This window comes from Nonomuraea soli, assembly GCF_013761175.1.
GTDB lineage: Bacteria > Actinomycetota > Actinomycetes > Streptosporangiales > Streptosporangiaceae > Nonomuraea > Nonomuraea soli.
Genome location: NZ_JACDUR010000001.1, coordinates 1,147,509 through 1,169,238, shown reverse-complemented (window position 1 = coordinate 1,169,238; position 21,730 = coordinate 1,147,509). Strand labels below are relative to the sequence as shown.

Here is a 21,730-nt window from a genome sequence, read left to right as displayed (position 1 = left end):
TATCCATGTCCCGAAATTTCGTTATCGATGGCGAGTCGTTCAGGCTGGACGGGCAGGACTTCCGCGTCCTGTCCGGCGCGATGCACTATTTCCGTGTCCACCCCTCGCAGTGGGCCCACCGGCTGCGCATGCTGCACGCGATGGGGCTCAACACCGTCGAGACCTACGTGCCGTGGAACCTGCACGAACCGCGGCCCGGCGAGTTCCGTGACCTGGAGCTGCTGGGAGCCTTCCTCGACGCCGCGGCCGAGGAGGGTCTGCTGGCCATCGTGCGTCCCGGGCCCTACATCTGCGCCGAGTGGGACAACGGCGGCCTGCCCTGGTGGCTGACGGACGTGCGGGTGCGCACCTCCGATCCCGGCTACCTGCGCTACGTGGACCGCTTCTTCGCCGAGCTGATCCCGTCGGTGGCCGAGCGGCAGATCACCCGCGGCGGCAACGTGATCATGGTCCAGGTGGAGAACGAGTACGGCTCGTACGGCACCGACCAGGCCTATCTGCGCCACCTGGCCGACGAGCTGATCGCGCACGGCATCGAGGTGCCGCTGTTCACCTCCGACGGGCCCGGCGACTGGTGGCTGACCGGCGGGACGGTGCCAGGGCTGCTGGCCACCGTCAACTTCGGCTCCGAGCCCGAGCGCGCCTTCGAGACGCTCAAGCGCCACCGGCCCGGCGAACCCCTGTTCTGCATGGAGTTCTGGTGCGGCTGGTTCGACCACTGGGCGGGCGAGCACATCACGCGCGAACCGGCCGACGCGGCCGACTCGCTGGAGCGCATCCTGGCGATGGGCGCCTCGGTCAACCTCTACATGGCCCACGGAGGCACCAGCTTCGGCTCCTGGTCGGGCGCCAACCGGCACGAGGCCTACCACGCCACCATCAGCTCCTACGACTACGACGCGCCCATCGCCGAGAACGGCGCGCCGACCGAGAAGTTCTGGCTCTTCCGCGACATTCTGCGCCGCTACAACCCCGACGTGCCCGAGGTGCCGCAGGCGCCCGCCGCTCTCCCGCCGTCGGCGGTCGCCCTGACCGGGTCCGTACGGCTCGCGGACGCGGGCACCGGCATCCGCTCGACCGCCCCCTTCCCGCCCACCTTCGAGGAGCTCGGGCTGGAGCACGGCCTGGTCTCCTACCGCACCCGTGTCCCCGGTCCGCGAAAGCCGTACAAGCTGGTCGTCGACGGCCTGCACGACCGGGCGCACGTGTTCGTCGACGGCGAGCTGCGCGCGGTGTTCTCCCGCGACGCCGACGACGCGCTGGAGATTCCCGGACCCGCCGAGATCGAGCTGCTGGTGGAGTCCATGGGACGCACCAACTTCGGCCCGCATCTGGGCGAGCGCAAGGGCATCCTGCGCGGGGTGCGCCACCACCAGCAGTTCCTGCACGACTGGGAGGTGACGGCCTACCCGCTGACCGTGCCCGCCGGGTTCGGCGAGGTCGTGGCCGAGCCGCGCAGCTTCTTCCGCGGCGAGTTCGACGTCGCCGAGCCGGGCGACACCTTCGTGGAGCTGCCGGGCTGGGGCAAGGGGTACGTCTGGGTGAACGGCTTCTGCCTGGGGCGCTACTGGGAGCGCGGGCCGCAGCAGCGCCTGTACGTGCCCGCTCCCCTGCTGCGCGCGGGGGCCAACGAGATCGTGGTGCTGGAGCTCGACCAGGTGGGGCCGCTGGAGGTACGCCTCACCGCCGCGTGACGCGAGAGGGCGGGTGCTCCCTGGGAGCGCCCGCCCTCGTCGTCGTGATCGTGTCAGCGCTGCCGGACGCCCTCGGCCAGCTCGGCGGCCAGCTTGCGCACGGCGGCCAGGCCGGACGCCTCGTCGGGGGCGTCGAGCAGCAGCCGGATGAAGGCCGAGCCGACGATGACACCGTCGGCGTAGGCGGCCACCTCGGCCGCCTGGCGGCCGTTGCCGATGCCCAGGCCCACGCAGACCGGCAGGTCGGTGTGGGCGCGGGTGCGCGCGACCAGGCCCTCGGCGGCGGCGTTGACCGAGTCGCGCGCGCCGGTGATGCCCATGAGCGAGGCGGCGTAGACGAAGCCGGTGCAGCAGTCGACGACCGCCTTGATGCGGTCGGGCGTGGAGCTCGGCGCGACCAGGAAGACCGTGTCGATGCCGGCCTCGGCCGAGGCGACCCGCCACGGCTCGGCCTCTTCGGGCGTCAGGTCGGGCGTGATCGTGCCCGTTCCGCCCGCGGAGGCCAGGTCCCGGGCGAACCGGTCGGCGCCGTAGCGGTCGATCGGGTTCCAGTAGGTCATGACGAGCGTGGCGGCGCCGGTGGCGGCGACGCCCTCGACGGTGCGCATCACGTCGGCGATGCGGGTGCCCTGGCTCAGCGCCACGTGCACGGCGTCCTGGATGGTCGGGCCGTCCATGAGTGGGTCAGAGTACGGCAGGCCGATCTCGATGACGTCGCAGCCCGCCTCGACGATGGCGGCGGCGGCCTTGACCGCGCCTTCCTTGCTCGGGAAGCCGGCCGGGAGGTATCCGATCAGGGCCGCACGGTTCTCGGCCTTCGCCTTGGCGAAAACGTCCTGGAGAGTCGTCATGATCACAGTCCAAAGTACTTCATGGCGGTGCCCATGTCCTTGTCACCGCGACCGGACAGGTTCACCAGGATCGTCGCCTCCGGGCCGAGTTCCTGGCCGAGCTTGAGCGCGCCCGCCAGGGCGTGTGACGACTCGATGGCGGGGATGATGCCCTCGGTGCGCGCCAGGAGCGAGAAGGCGGCCATCGCCTCGTCGTCGGTGACGCCGTGGTAGGTGGCGCGGCCAGAGTCCTTCAGCCAGGCGTGCTCGGGGCCGACTCCGGGGTAGTCGAGACCGGCCGAGATCGAGTGCGACTCGATGGTCTGGCCTTCGTCGTCCTGCAGCACGTAGGTGCGCGAGCCGTGCAGGACGCCGACGCTGCCGGCGGTCAGGGTCAGGGCGTGCTCGCCCGACTCGAGCCCGCGGCCGGCGGCTTCGTAGCCGTGGATCTGCACGTCGCGGTCGCCGATGAAGGCGTGGAAGATGCCGATGGCGTTGCTGCCTCCGCCGACGGCCGCGCAGACCGCGGTGGGCAGCTGGCCGGTCAGCTCCAGCATCTGGCGGCGGGCCTCGACCCCGATGATGCGGGCGAAGTCGCGCACGATCTCGGGGAAGGGGTGCGGCCCGGCGACGGTGCCGAACAGGTAGTGGGTGCTGTCGACGTTGGTCACCCAGTCGCGGAAGGCCTCGTTGATGGCGTCCTTCAGCGTCTTGCTGCCGTTGTGGACGGGCACGACGGTGGCGCCGAGCAGCTTCATGCGGGCGACGTTGAGCGCCTGGCGCTCGCAGTCGACGGCGCCCATGTAGATGACGCACTCCAGGCCCATGAGCGCGGCGGCGGTGGCGGTGGCCACGCCGTGCTGTCCGGCGCCGGTCTCGGCGATGACCCGCTTCTTGCCCAGCCGCTTGGTCAGCAGTGCCTGGCCCAGCACGTTGTTGATCTTGTGCGCGCCGGTGTGCGTGAGGTCCTCGCGCTTGAGGATGACGCGGGCGCCCCCGGCCTCCTCGCTGAAGCGCGGCACGTCGGTCAGCGTGGTCGGACGGCCCGCGTAGGTGCGCAGCAGATGGTCGAACTCGCGGATGAAGCTCGCGTCGTTCTTGGCCTTCTCGTAGGTCTGGGCGACCTCGTCGAGGGCCGGGATGAGCGCCTCGGGAACGTAGCGGCCGCCGAAGATGCCGAACTTGCCCCGCAGGTCGGGGTCGTTGCCGTAGGTGCCGTTGCCCGCCAGATCCGCTGCGGTGAGGATGGTGCCGTCGTGTGCCACTGCTGTCTCTATCCCTCTGATCCGTGGTCGGGACGCGTGGCGGGGTGGGCGCCGGCCGTCACCAGCGCCTCCACGGCCTTGCGTGGGTCTTTGCCGGTCACCAGGCTCTCGCCGACCAGGACGGCGTCGGCACCGGCGCGGGCGTAGGCGAGCAGGTCGTGCGGGCCGCGCACGCCGGACTCGGCGATCCTGATCACGCCGTCGGGAATCTTCGGCGCGATCTTGCTGAAGACGTCGCGGTCGACCTCGAGGGTCTTGAGGTTGCGCGCGTTGATCCCGATGACCTTGGCCCCGGCGGCCAGCGCCCGCTCCAACTCCTCCTCGGTGTGCACCTCGACCAGCGGCACCAGCCCGATGGACTCGGCCCGCTCGATCAGCGACACCAGGGCCTCCTGCTCCAGCAGGACCACCATGAGCAGAGCCAGGTCGGCGCCGTGCGCCCGCGCCTCCCACAGCTGGTAGGAGGTGACGATGAAGTCTTTGCGCAGGATCGGGATGTCGACCCTGGCGCGCACCGCGGCCAGGTCGGCCAGGCTGCCGCCGAAGCGGCGCTCCTCGGTGAGCACGCTGATGACGTGGGCGCCGCCCGCCTCGTAGTCGGCCGCGAGCGCGGCGGGGTCGGCGATGGCGGCCAGCGCGCCCTTGGACGGGCTGGAGCGCTTGACCTCGGCGATCACCGACACGCGGGCGCCGCCGAGCGCCGCCATGACGTCGCGTGGCGCGGGAGCCCGCCCTGCGCGCTCCTTGAGTTCGTCGAGGGAGGTGGTCTTCTGCCGCTCGGCAAGGTCCTCGCGGACGCCAGCCATGATGCCTTCGAGCACGCCGAGGCCACCCGCCGCGGAAGATTCTGTCCGCTCACTCACGCGCTTGGGGTCCCTCCGGTCGACTGTGTGGGGGTGGGCGAGATAAATCACATCCCGCCTCGCTGCGATGGTATCGGCCTGGCCGGGCTCGGCCGACCGCCGGGTCCCGGCTACGGGACGCTACGGGGCCAGGAAGGCCGCGAACGGCAGGTTGCGCACCACCCAGTAGACCACGAGCACCCCGATGAAGCTCCAGATCACGGCCGGGCGCGGCAACGACAGGCGCCTGCCGCTCCAGGCGGCCGTCATCCAGCGCGCCCACCACAACACCAGCACCGGGACCATGACCACCAGCAGGGGGTTCATGGACATCGCCGCGCCCAGGTCGAAGGTGGCCATGCCGTGGACGGCGCGCAGCGTGCCGCAGCCGGGGCAGTACAGCCCCGTCACCCAGTAGAACGGGCAGACGGGGTAGTGGCCCGGCTCGTTGGGGTCGACCATCCCGACGAAGACCACTCCGGCCAGCGTGGCCGCGGCCACACCGGCCGGCGCCAGGAGCGCCCTGCCCCTCGATGCCTGTAGCGCCGTCATCGCCCCAGGTTAGCTGTAGCTGGAGTAGGACGAGAGCGCCGCGCCCAGGACGACGAAGTAGATCACGGCGAAGATCAGCCAGAGGCCGACGACGATGTAGGAGGTGACCAGACCGGCCACCGCCATGCCCTTGCCCTCCTCGCCGCTGCGCTTGACCTGGTTGAGGGCGATGTGTCCGAGGATGATGCCCACGACCGAGCTGACGCCGCACAGCACCAGGCCGACCAGGCCGCACACCAGCGAGGCGATCGCCATGCCGTTGGTCTTGGTGGGCGGGGGCGCGCCGTAGCCGCCGGGCTGGCCGTAACCGCCGGACGGGGGCGAGTAACCGCCGTAGGGCTGGCCGTAACCCTGCTGGGGGCCCGAGCCGTAGGCGCCGCCGCTCGGCGGCTGCTGGCCGTAACCGGGCTGCTGGCCGTAGCCAGGCTGCTGCTGGCCATAGTCGGGCTGGCCGTAACCGCCGCCACCGCTCGGGGGCTGCTGACCGTAGCCGCCCTGGCCGTAACCGGGCTGCTGGCCGTAACCGCCGCCGCCGCTCGGCGGCTGCTGGCCGTAACCGCCGCTTCCGTCCTGGGGACCGTAGGTCATCGTCTGCACTCCTCTTGGCTTTTGAGGCTCGCAGTTTACCGACAAACCACCATCTCAAGGAGATACCTCACGAGGTTGGATCCTCTCCCCTGTCGAGGGCATCCCACATGGAACGGTCGCCGTCCTCGGTCCTGGGCCGGTCCCTGCCGTACCTCTCCGACATGGCCTGCCAGCGCACCCCGCGCACGACCGTGGCGATCCCGCCCAGCAGGACCAGCAGGCCGCCGCCGATGGCCACATACGGCCAGACGGTGCCGAACGGCCCCCAGGCGGCGATCACGGTGATCACCCCGCACAGCGCGATCAGCCCGCCCACGATCCTGCGGCCCAGGCCCTTGGCGGCCAGCACCGCCACCACGCCCGCCAGCGCGGCCAGGGCGGGAGGCGTCAGCGCCGGAGCGCCCGCCGGGTCGGAGGCGGCGCCCCACTCGCGACCGGCCGCCAGCAGCACGGCGACGGCGCCGAGCGCGGTCACGCCCAGCCAGAGCCACATCTCGCGCTTCACGACTGCTCGATCAGCCCGGCGTCGAAGCAGGTGCGGTCGCCGGTGTGGCAGGCCGCGCCCACCTGGTCGACCTTGACCAGGAGCGTGTCGCCGTCGCAGTCGAGCGCCACCGACTTGACGTGTTGCACGTGGCCAGAGGTGTCGCCCTTGGCCCAGTAGGACCGGCGGCTGCGCGACCAGTAGGTGCCCCGGCCCGTGGTGAGCGTGCGATGCAGCGCCTCGTCGTCCATCCAGGCGAGCATGAGCACCTCGCCGGTGTCGTACTGCTGGACGATGGCGGGCACGAGCCCGTCGGAGGTGCGCTTGAGCCGCTCTGCGATCGCGGGGTCGAGGGACATGCGGCCATTCAACCAGGTCCGGCGGGCAGTCCAGGGACTGCCCCGATCCACACGATCACCCGCCATGGTCCCCTGGCCCCGGGTTCCGCCTGCCCTAACCGGCGCCGGCCACCGCGTCGGAGACCGAGTCGTAGATGGGGAAGAGCCTGGCCAGGTTGGTCCGGCTGAACACCCGCAGCGGCTGCCCGCGGGGCGCCACCAGCGCGAGGCTGCCCCCGCGCCGCCGTACGCCGTCGAGGAAACGCACGAACATGCCCAGGCCGGTCGTGTCGATGAACCGTACGCCGGTCAGATCGACGATCAGGCACGGGCCGTCGATCGCCACGATCCCGTCGAGCCGTTCCCTCAGCCGGTCCACGCTGTCGAGGTCGACCTCGCCCTCCAGGGCGACGACGGTGTGCCCGCGTTCGCGACGTTGCGTCATCTCCAGCATGCTCATGGGCCCTACTCCCAGGCGATGCCGATATTTCCGCCCTGACGGTACACCCGGACGTCGCTCACCGCGCGTGCATTGGCGATGACGGACAGCCGCGATACGCTCGCCCTTGTGCTCGGCGCGCGCACGACCGGCTCCGCGCTCAACCCGCGGCTGGGTGACCACGTCTGCTTGCCGTTCGACACCGACGGCGAGCGGATCGCCGCCGTGCGGGCCATCACCCTCAACGGGCTGCGCGAAGGGCGGCTGGTGCTGCTCGTCACCGAGTCCGACACCCCTCAGCAGGTGCGCGGCCATCTCGCCGGGCCCGGCGACGGAACCGGCGAATGGTTCGACGCCGAGGCCGCCGAGGCGGGCGGGCGGCTCACCATCCTGCCCGCCGACGAGAGCCACTTCAGCCGGGGGCGCTTCGACCCCGACCTCGCGCTGACGTGCCTGGCCGCGTTCGGCCGTCATGCCGAACGGCTCGGGGCGAGCGGCGTGAGCGTGCTCGTCGACGCCTCCTGGCGGCTGCGGGCCGATCCCGGCCTGTCGCTGGAGGTGGAGGCCCGCGGCAACGCGCTGTTCGCCGGGTCCTGGATGGCGCTGGTGTGCCAGTACGACCGCCGCCGGTTCAGCGGCGAGGCCTTCGACCAGGCCGCCGCCGTGCACCCGATCACGCCCGGTGAGGCCGAGCTGCGGTTCGCGCGCACGCCGGGCGGCCTGACGCTGGCGGGCGAGGTCGACGGCACCAACATCGCCGCACTGGCGTCGGTGCTCGACACCCTGGTGCCGGTGGCGCGCGCTCTCACGATCGACGCCACCGCGCTCGGCTACCTCGACGCGGAGGGCGCCAGGCTCCTCGCCCGCACGGCCGAGCTGCGGGTGAACGAGACGGTGATCGTGTGCTCGCCCGCGGTGGCGCGGCTGCTGTCGCTGATCAGGGCCGACGACGTCGACCGGCTGTCGGTGCGGCCGGCGGGGCCATGACCGGCGATCGCCGGGCCGGCGACGACACACCCTCCTCGCGCGAGGCGGGAGAGCCGGGCTCCGACGGCTCCCGGTTCGCCGCGTCCTTCTCGCGCGGCCGGATCACCGCCGTACGCCAGGCGGTGAGCGAGCAGGCGGCCTTCCGCGGCCTGTCGGGCCGCGCCCTGGAGGACTTCGTCCTGGCCGTCAACGAGATCGTCACCAACGCCGTCGTGCACGGCGGCGGCTCGGGCGAGCTGCTCCTGTGGCGCCAGGACGGCCGCGTGTGGTGCGAGGTGAGCGACGCGGGCCCTGGCATTCCCGCCGCGTGGATCGACCGCGACCGGCTGCCGGCCAGCTTCTCCGGGGGCGGGCGCGGGATCTGGCTGATCCGCCGCCTGTGCTCGCAGATCAGCTTCGTGACCGGCCCCGGCGGCACCGGCACGATCGTGCGCTTCGCCGCGCGATCCCCGTGAGCCTGCGAGAGACCCGCGAGCCGGTGAGACCCGAAAACCCGTTGAGCCTGCCCCCGCCCGCCGCCTACCTTCGCCCGGTGACAATCGAACCCCTGCGCTGGCAGCTCCACGTCTCCTGGTCGCTGCTGACCCACCACCTCGACCGCCTGACCGAGGAGGAGGCCCTGTGGCAGCCCTCGCCGCAGTCGTGGACCGTACGGCGCGGCGAAGGCGGCTGGCTGGGCGACTGGATCATGCCGGAGCCCGAGGACCCCTCACCACCGTCGGTCGCCTGGGTCACCTGGCACATCGGCCTGTGGTGGAGCTCGGCCTACGACCACACGTTCGGTACGGCCCGCGGCCAGGCCTTCACCTGGGACGACAAGGTGCGAACCGTGTTGTGGCCGGGTGACGTGCCGTCGACGGTCTCCTGGCTGACGGCGCTGCACGACCAGTGGTCGGCGGCCCTCGACACGGTGACGGATCTCGGCCAGGAGGTCGCCTGGTTCCCGCATCCCCTCGGCCACGTGATCGGCTGGGCCAACGTCGAGCTCATGAAGAACGCCGCCGAGGTCGGCCAGGGCCGCTTCCACTACCGCGCCGCCCACGCCTGACGTTGTCGGGCACCTGGCGATCGGGGATCATGGCCACCGTGTCGCCGCGTCTGGCCCTGGTGGGGCTCCTGCTGGCCGTCTCGCTCCCGGCGTGCGCGGCGGCGCCCGAGCGCCCGTCCGTCGCGCCGGGTCTCGCCCTCGTCCCGCAGCCCGTGTCGGTGGGCCGGCCCGAGGGCTCCGCCGTACGGCTCGACGGCGGGTCGGCGATCCTGATCGGTCCCGGCCAGCCGGAGGAGATCCAGGCCTTCGCCGGGCAGTTGCGCGAGGTCACGGGGCTGCCGCTGCCGGTGAGGGAGTCCGGTGAGGCGGCGATCACGCTCGACGCCCTCGGCCCGTCGGAGCTGGGCCGTGAGGGCTACCTGCTGAAGGCGGACGGCCGGATCACCCTGCGGGCCCACACCGCCGAAGGGCTGTTCCGCGGGCTGCAGACCTTGCGTCAGCTCCTTCCGGCCCGTCCGGGCGGCCAGGTGAGCGTGCCCGCGGTCGACATCTCCGACCGCCCGCGTTTCGCCTACCGGGCGGTGATGCTCGACGTGGCGCGCAGGTTCGTCCCGGTCGAGCAGGTCAAACGTCTCATCGACCAGGCCGCGCAGTACAAGGTCAACGTCTTCCACTGGCACCTCACCGACGACCAGGGCTGGCGGGTACCGGTCGAGGGATATCCGGCGCTGACCGGCGTGGGCGCCTCCACCCAGGCGGGCTGGAGCGGCGGCCCGTGGTTCTACACCGCGCAGGAGATCCGCGACGTCGTGGCGTACGCCGCCGCGCGCTACATGACCGTGGTGCCGGAGATCGACGGCCCCGGTCACACCGCCGCGGCGATGGCGTCGGTGCCGGAGCTGAACTGCTCGGGGCGTGCCCGCCAGCCGTACCAGGGCTTCGACGTCAAGGTGAGCGTGCTGTGCCTGAAGAACACCGAGGCGGTGGGCAGGTTCGTGTCGACGGTGTTCCGTGAGGTCTCGGCGTTGTTCCCCGGCCCTTATCTGCACATCGGCGGCGACGAGGTGCCTTCGACCACCGCCGCCGACTATGCCGCCTACATCCGGACGGCCGGCGCGGCGGTCACCGCGAACGGCAAGCGGGTGATCGGCTGGCACCAGATCGGCGAGGGGCCGTTGCCGCCGGGCAGCGTGGTGCAGTACTGGGCGCCAGACGGCGAGGACTCCGACCTGGTCGCCAAGGCCCTGGCGCAGGGGGCGAAGGTGGTCCTGTCACCCGCCGACCGGGCCTACCTGGACATGAAGTACGACGCCGGCACGCCGTACGGCCTGCGCTGGGCCGGATTCGTGCCGGTGGAGAAGGCCTACGCGTGGGAGCCGGCCGAGATGCTGGGGCTGCGGGAGGAGCAGATCCTCGGGGTCGGGGCGCCGCTGTGGTCGGATCGTGCCTACCGCGACAGCACGAGCCTGCCGACCTCGCACGAGCAGTACCCGGAACCGTCGGTCTACCTGGACCACATGGCCTTTCCCCGGCTGCCCGCCCTGGCGGAGGTCGGCTGGTCGAGCGCGGACAGCCGCGACTGGGAGGGGTTCCGTTCGCGGCTGTCGCCCCACGCGGCACGCTGGGAGGCTCAGGGGATCGGCTTCCACCGCTCGCGCGAGATCGAGTGGACCGGGTGATCCGGGTGATCCGGGTGGACCGGGTGAGCCGGGTGAGCCCGTCCCGTTGAGGCAGCCGGTCCCGTTGAGGCGCGGATCGCCGCGAGTGTCCAGTCGAGCGCAGGGGCATGGTCCTGGGGCGCCTCCCAGCCGTTGATCACCGCGAGCAGGACGCGGTAGCGAGCCCAGCGCGGGTCGTTCGCCTCGGCCAGGCGGGTCGCCAGCCGTTGCGCGCCGCCCGGCTCCCCTCGTTCACGCGCGTGGCGGCGGACCAGGTCGTCGACGATCTCCCTGGCCTCGGGCGAGGCGGGATCCAGCTCCGGCCGCGCCCGCGTGACGGCCACGGCCACGACGTCGGCCCGCAGCCCCTCCGGCCGCTCGGCGACGAAGCCCTCCACCATGCGCGCCACGGCCTCGCGGAAGCCGTCGTCCCCCGTCAGCTCGGCCAGTTCCACCCATGCCACCACCTGCTCGTCGGAGGGGTCGTCGGGAAGTTCGGGCGTCACCGACCGCACGACGCCCTCTCCCATCCCGGCGAACACCTGGCCGGTGAAGTCGTCGACCAGCCGCCGCCGTTCGGCTGCCGACAGGCTCGCGAGTCTGTGCATCAGATCCATCTCCTCGGGGCTCGATCCGCGCCTGGCCACCGCCGTGAGCACCGCGCGGCGCGACCGGAGGGTGCGGATCTGCACCTCCAGCGCGCGGGCGTGCGCGTCGGCGACCTCGGCGAGCGTGCTCTCCCGCTCCACGACCCTGCGCACGGTCGCCAGGTCGATGCCCAGCGCCCGCAGCGTGCGCACGAGTTCGAGCCGCGCCACGGCGTCGCCGTCGTAGACGCGGTGTCCCGCCGCGTTGCGCCCGCTCTCGGGCACGATGCCGCGGTCGGCGTAGAAGCGGATGGCCTTGACCGTCAGCCCGGTGCGTCCGGCCAGCTCACCGATGGTGTACATGCCGTCCACCCTGCCCGCTCCCCCTGGGGGAGGCGCAAATACGTCTCCCCTTTGGCGAAGAGATAGTGAACGTTGCGTTCCCAACAATGAACGACTACTGTCCTTAGAAGACGATACGTTCTCTAAGGGGCGGCCATGTCGATCTCGCGGGTCCTTCCCGGCCTCCTGCTCGCGATGCTGCTGGCCGCGCTCGACCAGACCCTGATGACCCCCGCGCTCCCCGCCATCGCCCGCGACCTGGGCGGCCTGGAGCAGATGCCCGCGGTCGTCACCGCCTACCTGGTGACCGCCACGGTGGTCATGCCCCTGTACGGCAAGCTGGGCGACGCCCTCGGCCGCAAGCCGGTCATGCTCGCGGCGATCGCCCTGTTCGTCACCGGGGCCGTGTTGTGCGCCCTGGCCGCCACCATGCCCCAGTTGATCGCCTTCCGGGTGATCCAGGGCCTGGGCGGCGGCGGCCTGATGGTCGGCTCGCAGGCGATCATCGGCGAGCTGGTCAGCCCCCGCGAACGGGGACGCTACCTGGGCCTCATCGGCGCCGCCTACGCGGTGGCGATCGTGGCGGGCCCCCTGATCGGCGGCCTGGTCGTCGACCGGGCTAGCTGGCGGTGGATCTTCGCCATCCACCCGCCCCTGGGCCTGATCGCCTTCGTCCTGCTGGCGCTCACGCTGCGCCTGCCCCGGCCGTCGCACCGCGCCCGCATCGACTACGCCGGAGCCGCCGCGCTGGCCGTCGCGGTCGTCGGTGTGGTCATGCTCGGCCAGACCCGCGAGCCGGCCTGGCTGGGCGTCGCCGTGGCCGGGGCCGCCCTCTGGACGGTGACCGCGCTCAGGGCGCGGGACCCGGTGCTGCCGCTGCGGCTGTTCCGCGACCGGGGCTTCGCCGTACCCGTGACCATCAGCTTCCTCATCGGCTTCGCGCTGTTCGGCACCCTGACCTACCTGCCCGCCTACCTGCAGATCACCGAGGGCGCCTCGGCGACGGGAGGCGGCCTGATCGTGACCGCCCTGATGGCCGGGGTACTGGTCACCACGGTGCTGTCGGGGCGGCTGATCACCAGGACCGGGCGCTACCGCCCCTACCCCATCGCCGGAACGGCCCTGGCGGCCTCGGGGCTGGCGGCGCTGGCCGTCCTGGACCCGGGACCCGTGGCGCTCGTGCTGGCGATGCCGGTCATCGGGCTCGGGGTGGGACTGGTCATGCAGGTCATGGTGCTGATCACGCAGAACGGCGCCTCCCGCGACGACCTGGGCGTGGCGACCGCCTCGGTGACGTTCCTGCGCCAGATCGGCGCCTCGGCGGGCGTGGCCGTCGCCGGAGCCGTCGTCACGGGCGGCGATCTGGCCACGACCGTGCCGCACGTGTTCGCGATCATGGCGCCGCTGCTCGTGGTCGCCTTCCTGCTCTCGTTCGCCCTGCCCGTGCGTCCGTTGCGCACGACCGCCTACGTCAAGGAGACGGTATGAGTCTCGTCGCGCCCTTGAGCGCTTTCGGCAAGCACGACCTGGACCGGGCGGGAGGCAAGGCCGCCAACCTCGGCGAGCTGGTGTCCCACGGCTTCCCCGTGCCCGGCGGTTTCGTCGTCACCACCGACGCCTACGCGCTGGTCGCGGCGGAGGTGGACCTGACGGCCGAGCCCGCGGCGATCCGCGCCGCCTTCGAGCGGGCCGAGGTGCCCGCGCCGCTGCGCGAGCTCATCGCCGCCGCCTTCCGGGAGCTGGGCGGCGGGCCGGTGGCCGTGCGGTCGAGCGCCACCGCGGAGGACCTGCCGGGCGCGGCGTTCGCCGGGCAGCAGGACACCTACCTCAACGTGACCGGCGAGGACGCGGTCATCGACGCGGTGCGACGCTGCTGGGGATCGCTCTGGACCGACCGGGCCGTCGCCTACCGGGCGAAACTCGGCCTCGAGGGCGAGGTGCGCATCGCGGTGGTCGTGCAGGTGATGGTCGAGGCGGAGTTCGCCGGAGTGATGTTCACCGCCGACCCGGTGACGGGGGCGCGCGACCGCATCGTCGTCGATTCCAGCGCGGGGCTGGGCGAGGCGGTCGTCTCCGGGCTGGTCACGCCCGACCACTACGTGCTCGACCTCGACGGCCGCGTCGTCGGCTTCACGGCGGGCCGCCGCGAGGTGGTCATCAGGGCCGCCGCCGGAGGCGGAGTCGTCCACGACGCCGCCTCCGGCACGCCTGTACGGCTCGGCGAAGCTCAGCTCGCCGAGCTGGTACGGCTGGGCCGCGCGGTGGCCGGGCACTACGGCCGGCCCCAGGACACCGAGTGGGCCGTCGGCCACGACGGCACGGTCTTCCTGGTCCAGGCCCGTCCCATGACCGCGCTGCCCCCGCCTCCCGTGAAGCTCAACGCCGTCGAGCGCAAGATGGGCTCGATCCTGCTCGACTACCTGCCGATCAGGCCCTACCCCATCGACATGTCCACCTGGATCCCCCACGGACCCGTCGGCATGATGGCGAAGATCGGCGAGCACTACGGGCTCAAGGGCGTCTTCGCCGGCATCCTGCCCGAGGTCGACGGCGTGGTCGACCGGCTCGTTCCCCGAGCGCCGCGGCCGACGCCCAAGATGCTGGCGCTGCCGTTCCGGCTGGTGGCCCAGGCCCGCCGCCACGATCCGGCCCGCTGGCGCCAGGATCCGCGCTTCACCGCGTTCACGGCGGCGTGCGAGGCGCTGGCCGCCGAGGACCTGGCCGCCATGTCCTGGGAGGAGCTGATCCGGGTCCCCCGCCGGGCGCTCGACCTGGTCGGCTCGGTCACCCGCCTGCGCATCGACTACCTGCCGGGAACCGGCCTGGCCCTGCTCAGACTGCTGGCCGTCCTGACCCTGACCGGGCGCAGGAGGCGGCTGGGTGACCTGATCGCGGGCGCGAGCACCCGCACCACCGACGCCAACGAGGCTCTCGAACGCCTCGCCGGGCAGGTGCGCACGACTCCCGGCCTGGCCGGCGCGCTCACGCCTGACGGCATCGCGGCCTTCCCGGAGTTCGCCGCGTCCTTCGAGGCGTTCCTGGCGGAGTACGGCCACCGCGAGACCGCCTCCCCGATCCTGGTCACCCCGCCCACGATGGGAGAGCAGCCCCAGACGGTGCTCGACACGGTCCGGATGCTGGCCTCCTCGCCGCCCAGGCCCGGCGAGCGGCACACGCCCGAGCCGTCCAGGCTCGTCAGGGCGGCGCAGGCGGGGGTGGCCTTCCGCGAGGACAGCCACTTCTACTTCACCCTGCCCCTGCCCGTGCTGCGCAGGTCCCTGCTGGAGATCGGGCGTCGGCTGGCGGAGCGGGGCGTGCTCGACGCGCCGGACGACGTCTTCCACCTGCGCCTGGAGGAGCTGGAGAGCGGCGGCGACGGGCTGCGCGAGACGATGACCGCGCGGCGGGCCAGGCGTCAGGAACTGGCCGGAGTGCGGCTGATCGACCCGCGTTCCGTCTTCCCGCCGCGTGAGCACGGCGACGCGCTCGTATCGGGCACGCCCGGCGGCAACGGCCTGGCCACCGGTCCTGTGAAGGTCATCAGGGAGCCGTCGGAGTTCGGCAAGCTGGAGCCCGGTGACGTGCTGGTCTGCCCGTACACCAATCCGTCGTGGACGCCGCTGTTCCAGCGGGCGGCGGCGGTCGTGGTGGACGCGGGCTCGATGGCCTCGCACGCGGCCATCGTGGCGCGGGAGTACGGCATTCCCGCGATCATGGGCAGCGCCGACGGCACGACCGTCCTGCACGACGGCCAGATGGTGACCGTCGACGGGGACACCGGCCACGTCACCGCCGCCCAGGCCCCGGACGCCGCCCCTGATGCTGCCACCCCTGATCCCGTCACCCCTGATCCCGCCACCTCTCATCCCGCCACCCCTGATCCCGCCACCCCTGGCCCCGCCACCGCGGCTCCCGGCCGCGGCGCGGATGCGTAGGATCGCCGCCATGGCAGCCGACCACCGCAGTCTCCCCCGCCGCAGGGGCGAGGAGCTCAACGCCGCCATCCTCCAGGCCGCCCTGGAGGAGCTGGCCGAGGTCGGCTACGCCAGGCTGACCATGGAAGGAGTGGCCGAACGGGCCAGGACCGGCAAGGCCTCCCTCTACCGGCGCTGGCCCAGCCGGATGGAGCTGGCCGTCGAGGCCGTCTACCACTCGCTGCCCGACCCGGCCTCGCCACCCGACACCGGCAGCCTGCGCGGCGACCTGCTGGCGATGCTGCGCGGCAACGCCGAGGTGCTGGCGGGCCCGGCGGGAGAGGCGCTGCGCGGCCTGCTCAGCGACGTGCTGAGCGACCGCGGCCGCACCAGGGAACTGCGCGACCTGTCGCGCGGCGGCGGCCGCCGCGGCATGCAGGAGATCTGCCGCCGGGCGGCCGGGCGAGGCGAGGTCGACCCCCGGGTGCTCACCCCCCGGCGGCTCGACGTCGCCCAGGCCATGCTCCGCCAGGAGTTCCTCTTCCACGGCACCCCGATCCCCGACGAGACGATCGTCGCCATCGTCGACGAGGTACTGCTGCCGCTCCTGGCGAGCAGGCCCTAGCTGCGGGCGGCCGAGATCCAGGAGGCGTGCAGGTCGGCGTAGACGCCGTCCTCCTCCACCAGCGAGGCGTGCGGCCCGCGCTGCACCAGGCGCCCCGAGTCGAACACCAGCACCTCGTCGGCGTTCTCCGCGGTCGAGAGCCGGTGGGCGATGGAGATCGCCGTCCGGCCCCGGGTGACACCCTCCAGCGCCCTGGCCAGCCGTACCTCGGTGGCCGGGTCGACGGCGGAGGTGGCCTCGTCGAGCAGGAGCAGGTCGGGGTCGGCCAGGTAGGCGCGGGCCAGCGCGACCAGCTGGCGCTCGCCCGCCGACAACGACTCGCCGCGCTGCCCGACCGGTGTGGCCAGGCCGGCCGGCAGGCCGTCGAGCCAGTCGGCGAGCCCCAGCTCGGTCAGGGCCAGGGCGATCTCGGCGTCGGTCGCGTCCGGCCTGCCGTACCTGATGTTCTCCGCCAGCGAGCCGTCGAACAGGAAGCCGTCCTGCGGCACCATGACGATGCGCTCGCGCAGCGAGGAGAAGCGCACCTCGCGCAGGTCGGCGCCGTCGACGGTGACGCGGCCCGCGACCGGGTCCATCAGGCGGGTGAGCAGCTTGGCGAAGGTGGTCTTGCCCGAGCCGGTCTCGCCGACGACCGCGATGCGGGTGCGCGGCGGGATCTCCAGCGTGACCTCGCGCAGCACCGGGCTGCCGCCCGGGTAGGCGAAGTGCACGTCCTCGAAGGCCACCGAGATGGGCCCGCGCGGCAGCGCGACGCCCTCGTCGCCGGGGTCGGCCACGTCGGGCGGGGTGTCGAGCACGCCGAGGATGCGCCGCCATCCGGCGACCGCGTTCTGCGCCTCGTTGAGCACCTCGGTCGCGATCTGCAGCGGCGAGACGAACAGCGTGACGAGGAAGAGGAAGCCGATCAGCTGGCCCTGGGTGATGCCGCCCGACAGGCCCAGCCGTACGCCCAGCAGGACGATCCCGGCGATGGCCACGGCGGCGACGATCTCGGTGAGCGGGAAGACGAACGCGACGATCTTCTGCGCGCGCAGCTGCGCGCGCCGGTTGCCCTCGACGGCCGCGTCGATGCGCTCGGCGGTGCGCTGCTCGGAGCTGTGCGAGCGGATAACGGCGGCGCCGACGACCGACTCGCTGACGGCCGAGAGCATGTCGCCGGTGCGCTCGCGCACGATGGTGTAGGCAGACGACAACCACCGCTGGAAGCGCGGCAGCGCGATCATCAGCGGGATGAAGCAGGCCCACACGAGCAGGGTGAGCTGCCAGGAGTAGACGAACATCAGCACCGTGGCGACCAGCAGCTGGCCGAACGCCACGATGATCATCAGGCCGCCCCACTGCATGAACGTGCTGATCTGGTCCACGTCGTTGGTGACGCGGGAGACCAGCGCGCCGCGGCGCTCGGTGTTCTGGGTGAGCACCGACAGGTCGTGCACGTGGCGGAAGCCGCGGATGCGCAGGGTGGCCAGCGACGACTCGGTGGCCCGGTAGAGCCGCACGTTCATCAGGTAGCCGGCCAGCGCGGTCAGCAGCACGGCCAGCGCGCACCACGACACGGCCTGGACGATGTAGCCGACGTCGGGGGTGCCGTTCTTGATGCCGGAGTCGATGGTCTGCTGCACGGCGATCGGCACGATGATCTTGCCGACCGTCGCCACGACGGCCAGCATCAGCGTCACCGCCAGGCCCTTGCGGAACTCCGGCGTCAGCGACAGGCCACGGCGGATGGTGGCCAGCGCCGAGCGCTCGTTGTCCTTGACGATGCTCGTGCTCACGCGCTGATCTCCTCTTCCTCGTCCGCCTCGATGGCCGCGCGCTCGGCCTCTTCCCGCTCGTAGGCCGTCACCAGGTTGCGGTAACCGCCGCACCTGGTCAGCAGCTCGTCGTGGGGGCCGCGGTCCACGACCCGGCCGTGCTCCAGATAGACGACCTCGTCGGCCAGCGCGATCGTGGCCATGCGGTAGGCCACCACGACGACGGTCGCCGACGCGTCGCGCAGCCCGGTCAGGATGCGCGCCTCCACCTGGGGGTCGACGCTGGAGGTCGCGTCGTCGAGCACGAGCAGCCTGGGCCGGCGCACCACCGCGCGGGCCAGGGCCAGGCGCTGGCGCTGGCCGCCCGACAGGGTCGTGCCGCGCTCGCCGACGCGCGTGTTGAGCCCGTCCCCGAGCCTGCTCACGAAGCCGTCGGCCTGGGCCAGCCGCAGCGCCGCCCAGACATCCTGGTCGTCGATCCGCAGGCCGAGGGTGACGTTGCCGCGCACGGTGTCGTCGAACAGGAAGGTCTGCTGCGGGACCAGCGCGACCGTGTCGGCGATGCCGCCGTAAGCGATTTCCGTCAGGTCGACGCCGTCGAGGCGCACCACGCCCTCGTGCGGGTCGACGAGCCGTACGAGGGTCTGGATGAGCGTCGACTTGCCCGAACCCGTGGGCCCGACCAGGGCGACGGTACGGCCGGCGGCGACGGTGAAGCTCACCCCGTGCAGGACCTCGCGGCCCTCCTCGTAGGCGTAGGTCAGGCCGTCGACCTCCAGGGTGGCCGGCTGCGCTCCCTTGAGCTCCGCCTCGCCGTACTCCATGGAGCCGCTGGCCTCGAGCACGTCCTGCACCCGGCGCCAGCCGACGACGGCGCGGGGGAGCTCGCCCAGCACCCAGCCGAGCGCCCTGATCGGGAAGGCGAGCAGCGTGAAGAGGTAGGCGACCTGGACCAGCTCGCCCGAGGTGATGGCGTTCGACGACAGGCGCATCCCGCCGACGGCCAGGACGGCCAGCACGCCGAGCGTGGGCAGGGCTTCCAGCAGCGGGTCGAACAGGCCGCGCACCCGTCCCACGGCGATGTTGGCGTCGCGCAGGCGGTGTGCCCGGTTCTGGAACCGCTCGGTCTCGAGCTCCTCGCGGCCCAGGGTCTTGACGACCAGGGCGCCGTCGAAGCTCTCGTGCGCGATCTCGCTGACCTCGGCGCGCAGCTGCTGCGCGTGGGTGGCCAGGGGGCTGAGCCTGCGCTGGTAGACCAGGTTCAGCACGGCGATGGCGGGGAAGATCAGGAAGCCGACGAGGGCGAGCACCGGATCGGTGATCACCATGGCGACGGCGGCGGTGATCAGCATGACGATGACGCCGACCGCCATGGGCAGGGGCGCCAGCGGCGCCCACGCCGCCTCGGCGTCGGAGCTGGCGTTCGACAGCAGCTGGCCGGTGGGGTGGCGGTGGTGCCACGACAGGGGAAGGCGCAGGTACTGCTTGGTCACGTCGCGACGCGAGCGGGCCTGCATGTTGTATTGCATCGTTCCGGCCCAGATGCGGCGTCCCGCGACGCCGATCGCCTTGAGGACGGCGGTGCCGACGATGAAGAGCACGCCGGTCCACAGGGCGGCCGAGGTGACGTCACCGGACTCGAAGGAGGGCAGGACGACGTTCTCGGTGGCCCAGCCCAGCGCCCAGGCGGAGGCGACCGTCATGCCGCCGTACAGTCCGCTGGCCAGCACCGCGGCGGTGAACACCAGCTTCTCCGCCCGGATCGCCACCCCGAGCACGCGCAGGCCGTCGCGCATGACGGCGGAGGTGACCTTGTTCGTCACTCGGGGGGATCCTTCCAAGCGGGGGATAATTCTCCATAAGTGACTATCACGGCAGGTCTGCTGGTTATTCCCGTGGGTCACACCCGCGCCTGGGCGCACGTCTCGCGGATCTGGAGCTCGACGGGCAGGAACCGGGGCTCGCTGTCGTGGCGCCCTGCCAGCAGGTCGACCAGCAGCTGAGCGGCCACAGTGCCGAGACTGCGGCGGCTGACGGAGACCGTGGTCACCTGGAATCCGGCCAGGTGCTCGCGCGCCAGGTCGTCGAAACCGATCAGCGACACCTCGCCGGGCACCTCCACGCCCATCTCCTGCAGGCGGGTGAAGGCGCCGTAAGCAACCAGATCGTTATACGTGACCACCGCCGTGGCCCCCGTGCCGAGCGCCTTCGGGAGCGCGTCGTAGCCGAGCTGGCTCGTGGCGCCGCACGGGATGATCGCCGTGTCGAGGCCGAAGGCCCTGGCCGCCTCGAAGGCCCTGATGCGCTCGGTGTTGGCCCAGGCGGACGGCGGGCCGCTGAGATAGGCCACGCGGCGGTGGCCCAGCTTGGTCAGATGGCCGCAGACCAGGGTCATCGCCCCGAAGAAGTCGACCGACACGGCGGGCACGTCGAGACCCTGGACGATGCGGTTGACCAGGACCATCGGGTGCCTGCGCGCGGCCAGGTCGACCACGTCGGAGCGGTCCATTCGCGGCGAGCACAGCAGCACGCCGTCGCAGCAGCGCATCAGGTCTTCGGCCAGCTCACGCTCGCGCTCGGGCCGCTCGTCGGACTCCATCACCATGACGCGCCGCCCGCTGGCCTGCACCGCGGCCGAGATCGCCTTGAGCACGTCGGGGAAGTAGGGGTTGCCCAGATCGGGCACCAGCACGCCGAGCGTGCCCCACTCGCCCCTGGCCAGGCCCTGCGCGGCGGCGTTGGGACGGTAACCGAGGGCGCGCACCGCCTCCAGCACGCGCTCGGCCAGCGCGGGATCCACCGGGGCCGAGCCGTTGAGCACCCTGGACACGGTGGCGGGAGACACTCCGGCCGCCTGTCCCACATCGTTGATCGTCGCCCGACGACCGCGCACCTAGACCTCCACGACCAGGCCGCGCAGATGGGCCAGATCCCTGGTCACGGCGGCCACCGGGTCATCAGAAGGGTAGTGCACGTGCAGGGAGAGCGGGCCGCTGAAAGCGCGTTCACGCAAGCCTCTCGTGATCTCCGGCCAGGGCACGATGCCGCCGTCGGCGAACGGCTGCCAGTCGACGCGGGAGCCGTTCCAGGAGGAGTTCTTCACGCCCACGGCGGCCAGGCGGTCGCCCAGCAGGTCGAGGGACATGCGCCAGTCCTCCGCGCCCTCCTTGGTCTGGTTGCCCGGGTCGCCGTAGACGCCGACGTCCAGGCCGTCGACCAGGCGCAGGGCCAGGGCGGCCGAGGGGTGGATGGTCTGGTGGTGGAGCTGGAGCAGGGGGCGCAGGCCGAAGCGGGCGGCCAGGCCGGCGAGCGAGGCCAGGCCGCGGCGGGCGTCGTCGAGGCAGGCCCGGTACCCGCGGGCGGGGTCGTAGGGATAGAAGCCGACGCGGACGAGGGTGACGCCGGCCTCGGCACAGGCGGCGAAGACCCGCTCGACATCGGGCGAGGCGTACGGCGGGGCATATGGCGGGGCGTACGGCGAGGCGTACGGCGAGGCGTACGGCGAGGCGTACGGCGGGACGTGCGGCGGGGCGTGCGGCGGGGCGTGCGGCGGGGCGTGCGGCGGGACGGAGGCGGGAGCAGCGCGCGGGGCCGCCAGGAAGTCGGTCGTCACCAGCTCGAGCGGCACCCCCGCCGCCGCGAGCTCACGCGCCGCAACCGGTAGCAGTGCCGCCGTACCTGGGGTGACGCTCTGCCCGTCGCGCACGACGAGGTCGGCGCCGTCGGCTCCGGTGGTGGCCACCATCTCGGCGAGCCGGCCCGGTTGAGCAGCGCCGAAAGGCTTGGTGAAGACCAGCAGCCGCATGCCCGTCCTCCTTCTGAAAGCGTTTGCATAGGCGGTTA

The 21,730-nt window shown here is 72.3% G+C and carries 21 protein-coding genes; 8 read left to right on the top strand and 13 right to left on the bottom strand.

Annotated features, from left to right (window positions below):
- The first annotated feature begins 5 nt into the window (after positions 1–5).
- Positions 6–1,694: a glycoside hydrolase family 35 protein gene (locus HNR30_RS05540; RefSeq protein ID WP_181608531.1), complete on the top strand. Its 1,689-nt coding sequence runs from the start codon at positions 6–8 to the stop codon at positions 1,692–1,694.
- A 53-nt stretch (positions 1,695–1,747) separates the two neighbouring features.
- Here HNR30_RS05540 and trpA read toward each other — a convergent pair whose 3' ends face one another.
- The 8 genes from trpA to HNR30_RS05500 form a co-directional block, all read right to left on the bottom strand.
- Positions 1,748–2,545: a tryptophan synthase subunit alpha gene (gene trpA, locus HNR30_RS05535; protein WP_181608530.1), complete on the bottom strand. Its 798-nt coding sequence runs from the start codon at positions 2,543–2,545 to the stop codon at positions 1,748–1,750.
- Between the two features lie 2 nt (positions 2,546–2,547).
- A complete protein-coding gene (gene trpB, locus HNR30_RS05530) occupies positions 2,548–3,753 on the bottom strand; it encodes a tryptophan synthase subunit beta (protein WP_181608968.1) in 1,206 nt (401 codons plus the stop codon).
- A gap of 44 nt (positions 3,754–3,797) precedes the next feature.
- Entirely contained in the window at positions 3,798–4,652 is an 855-nt protein-coding gene (gene trpC, locus HNR30_RS05525) for an indole-3-glycerol phosphate synthase TrpC (RefSeq protein ID WP_312894244.1), read from the bottom strand.
- A 120-nt stretch (positions 4,653–4,772) separates the two neighbouring features.
- Entirely contained in the window at positions 4,773–5,183 is a 411-nt protein-coding gene (locus HNR30_RS05520; RefSeq protein ID WP_181608529.1) for a DUF2752 domain-containing protein, read from the bottom strand.
- Positions 5,184–5,192: 9 nt separating this feature from the next.
- Positions 5,193–5,771, bottom strand: coding sequence for a DUF4190 domain-containing protein (locus HNR30_RS05515; protein WP_181608528.1), 579 nt, complete (start codon positions 5,769–5,771; stop codon positions 5,193–5,195).
- 67 nt (positions 5,772–5,838) lie between these two features.
- Complete coding sequence (locus HNR30_RS05510) at positions 5,839–6,276, bottom strand: Trp biosynthesis-associated membrane protein (protein WP_181608527.1); 438 nt, start codon at positions 6,274–6,276, stop codon at positions 5,839–5,841.
- Positions 6,273–6,614, bottom strand: coding sequence for a phosphoribosyl-AMP cyclohydrolase (gene hisI, locus HNR30_RS05505; RefSeq protein WP_181608526.1), 342 nt, complete (start codon positions 6,612–6,614; stop codon positions 6,273–6,275). Before hisI ends, HNR30_RS05510 begins: the two co-directional genes overlap by 4 nt.
- Positions 6,615–6,708: 94 nt before the next feature.
- Positions 6,709–7,053, bottom strand: a complete 345-nt coding sequence (locus HNR30_RS05500) for an STAS domain-containing protein (protein WP_181608525.1) — start codon at positions 7,051–7,053, stop codon at positions 6,709–6,711.
- A gap of 108 nt (positions 7,054–7,161) precedes the next feature.
- Between HNR30_RS05500 and HNR30_RS05495 the strand changes: the two genes are divergently transcribed.
- The 4 genes from HNR30_RS05495 to HNR30_RS05480 all read left to right on the top strand — a co-directional run bounded on the left by HNR30_RS05495 (position 7,162) and on the right by HNR30_RS05480 (position 10,686).
- Positions 7,162–8,019 (top strand): MEDS and STAS domain-containing protein, encoded by an 858-nt coding sequence (locus HNR30_RS05495; RefSeq protein WP_181608524.1) that lies wholly within the window; start codon positions 7,162–7,164, stop codon positions 8,017–8,019.
- A complete protein-coding gene (locus tag HNR30_RS05490; RefSeq protein ID WP_181608523.1) occupies positions 8,016–8,474 on the top strand; it encodes an ATP-binding protein in 459 nt (152 codons plus the stop codon). The genes HNR30_RS05495 and HNR30_RS05490 overlap by 4 nt, the downstream gene beginning before the upstream one ends.
- A gap of 77 nt (positions 8,475–8,551) precedes the next feature.
- Entirely contained in the window at positions 8,552–9,067 is a 516-nt protein-coding gene (locus HNR30_RS05485; RefSeq protein ID WP_181608522.1) for a DinB family protein, read from the top strand.
- A gap of 38 nt (positions 9,068–9,105) precedes the next feature.
- Positions 9,106–10,686, top strand: a complete 1,581-nt coding sequence (locus tag HNR30_RS05480; protein WP_181608521.1) for a beta-N-acetylhexosaminidase — start codon at positions 9,106–9,108, stop codon at positions 10,684–10,686.
- Here the strand turns inward: HNR30_RS05480 and HNR30_RS05475 are convergent.
- Entirely contained in the window at positions 10,638–11,615 is a 978-nt protein-coding gene (locus HNR30_RS05475; RefSeq protein ID WP_220133175.1) for a MerR family transcriptional regulator, read from the bottom strand. The genes HNR30_RS05480 and HNR30_RS05475 overlap by 49 nt on opposite strands.
- 135 nt (positions 11,616–11,750) lie before the next feature.
- On the opposite strand from HNR30_RS05475, the gene HNR30_RS05470 reads away from it, so the two are divergent.
- Genes HNR30_RS05470 through HNR30_RS05460 form a run of 3 tightly spaced genes read left to right on the top strand, consistent with a single transcriptional unit; the run spans position 11,751 to position 16,133 of the window.
- On the top strand, positions 11,751–13,082 hold the full coding sequence (locus HNR30_RS05470; RefSeq protein WP_181608519.1) for an MFS transporter: 1,332 nt from the start codon (positions 11,751–11,753) through the stop codon (positions 13,080–13,082).
- The gene (locus HNR30_RS05465; RefSeq protein WP_181608518.1) at positions 13,079–15,529 is read left to right on the top strand and encodes a PEP/pyruvate-binding domain-containing protein; all 2,451 of its coding nucleotides are present in this window, start codon (positions 13,079–13,081) and stop codon (positions 15,527–15,529) included. The genes HNR30_RS05470 and HNR30_RS05465 overlap by 4 nt, the downstream gene beginning before the upstream one ends.
- A 10-nt stretch (positions 15,530–15,539) precedes the next feature.
- A complete protein-coding gene (locus HNR30_RS05460) occupies positions 15,540–16,133 on the top strand; it encodes a TetR/AcrR family transcriptional regulator (protein ID WP_181608517.1) in 594 nt (197 codons plus the stop codon).
- On the opposite strand, the gene HNR30_RS05455 is transcribed toward HNR30_RS05460, so the two are convergent.
- The 4 genes from HNR30_RS05455 to HNR30_RS05440 all read right to left on the bottom strand — a co-directional run bounded on the left by HNR30_RS05455 (position 16,130) and on the right by HNR30_RS05440 (position 21,692).
- A complete protein-coding gene (locus tag HNR30_RS05455) occupies positions 16,130–17,908 on the bottom strand; it encodes an ABC transporter ATP-binding protein (protein WP_312894243.1) in 1,779 nt (592 codons plus the stop codon). The two genes, HNR30_RS05460 and HNR30_RS05455, sit on opposite strands and share 4 nt — an antisense overlap.
- Positions 17,905–19,683, bottom strand: a complete 1,779-nt coding sequence (locus HNR30_RS05450) for an ABC transporter ATP-binding protein (protein WP_181608966.1) — start codon at positions 19,681–19,683, stop codon at positions 17,905–17,907. Before HNR30_RS05450 ends, HNR30_RS05455 begins: the two co-directional genes overlap by 4 nt.
- A 104-nt stretch (positions 19,684–19,787) precedes the next feature.
- On the bottom strand, positions 19,788–20,780 hold the full coding sequence (locus HNR30_RS05445; RefSeq protein WP_181608515.1) for a LacI family DNA-binding transcriptional regulator: 993 nt from the start codon (positions 20,778–20,780) through the stop codon (positions 19,788–19,790).
- A complete protein-coding gene (locus tag HNR30_RS05440) occupies positions 20,781–21,692 on the bottom strand; it encodes a sugar phosphate isomerase/epimerase family protein (protein WP_181608514.1) in 912 nt (303 codons plus the stop codon). It abuts the gene before it with no gap.
- Positions 21,693–21,730 lie beyond the last annotated feature (38 nt).

Excerpts from the sequence above, each read along its gene's own strand:
- HNR30_RS05540 (WP_181608531.1), top strand. The coding sequence starts at position 6 with ATGTCCCGAAATTTCGTTATCGATGGCGAGTCGTTCAGGCTGGACGGG.
- trpA (WP_181608530.1), bottom strand. The coding sequence starts at position 2,545 with ATGACGACTCTCCAGGACGTTTTCGCCAAGGCGAAGGCCGAGAACCGT.
- HNR30_RS05520 (WP_181608529.1), bottom strand. The coding sequence starts at position 5,183 with ATGACGGCGCTACAGGCATCGAGGGGCAGGGCGCTCCTGGCGCCGGCC.
- HNR30_RS05515 (WP_181608528.1), bottom strand. The coding sequence starts at position 5,771 with ATGACCTACGGTCCCCAGGACGGAAGCGGCGGTTACGGCCAGCAGCCG.
- hisI (WP_181608526.1), bottom strand. The coding sequence starts at position 6,614 with ATGTCCCTCGACCCCGCGATCGCAGAGCGGCTCAAGCGCACCTCCGAC.
- HNR30_RS05500 (WP_181608525.1), bottom strand. The coding sequence starts at position 7,053 with ATGAGCATGCTGGAGATGACGCAACGTCGCGAACGCGGGCACACCGTC.
- HNR30_RS05490 (WP_181608523.1), top strand. The coding sequence starts at position 8,016 with ATGACCGGCGATCGCCGGGCCGGCGACGACACACCCTCCTCGCGCGAG.
- HNR30_RS05475 (WP_220133175.1), bottom strand. The coding sequence starts at position 11,615 with ATGTACACCATCGGTGAGCTGGCCGGACGCACCGGGCTGACGGTCAAG.
- HNR30_RS05470 (WP_181608519.1), top strand. The coding sequence starts at position 11,751 with ATGTCGATCTCGCGGGTCCTTCCCGGCCTCCTGCTCGCGATGCTGCTG.
- HNR30_RS05465 (WP_181608518.1), top strand. The coding sequence starts at position 13,079 with ATGAGTCTCGTCGCGCCCTTGAGCGCTTTCGGCAAGCACGACCTGGAC.
- HNR30_RS05460 (WP_181608517.1), top strand. The coding sequence starts at position 15,540 with ATGGCAGCCGACCACCGCAGTCTCCCCCGCCGCAGGGGCGAGGAGCTC.
- HNR30_RS05450 (WP_181608966.1), bottom strand. The coding sequence starts at position 19,683 with ATGCGCGACGGCCTGCGCGTGCTCGGGGTGGCGATCCGGGCGGAGAAG.
- HNR30_RS05440 (WP_181608514.1), bottom strand. The coding sequence starts at position 21,692 with ATGCGGCTGCTGGTCTTCACCAAGCCTTTCGGCGCTGCTCAACCGGGC.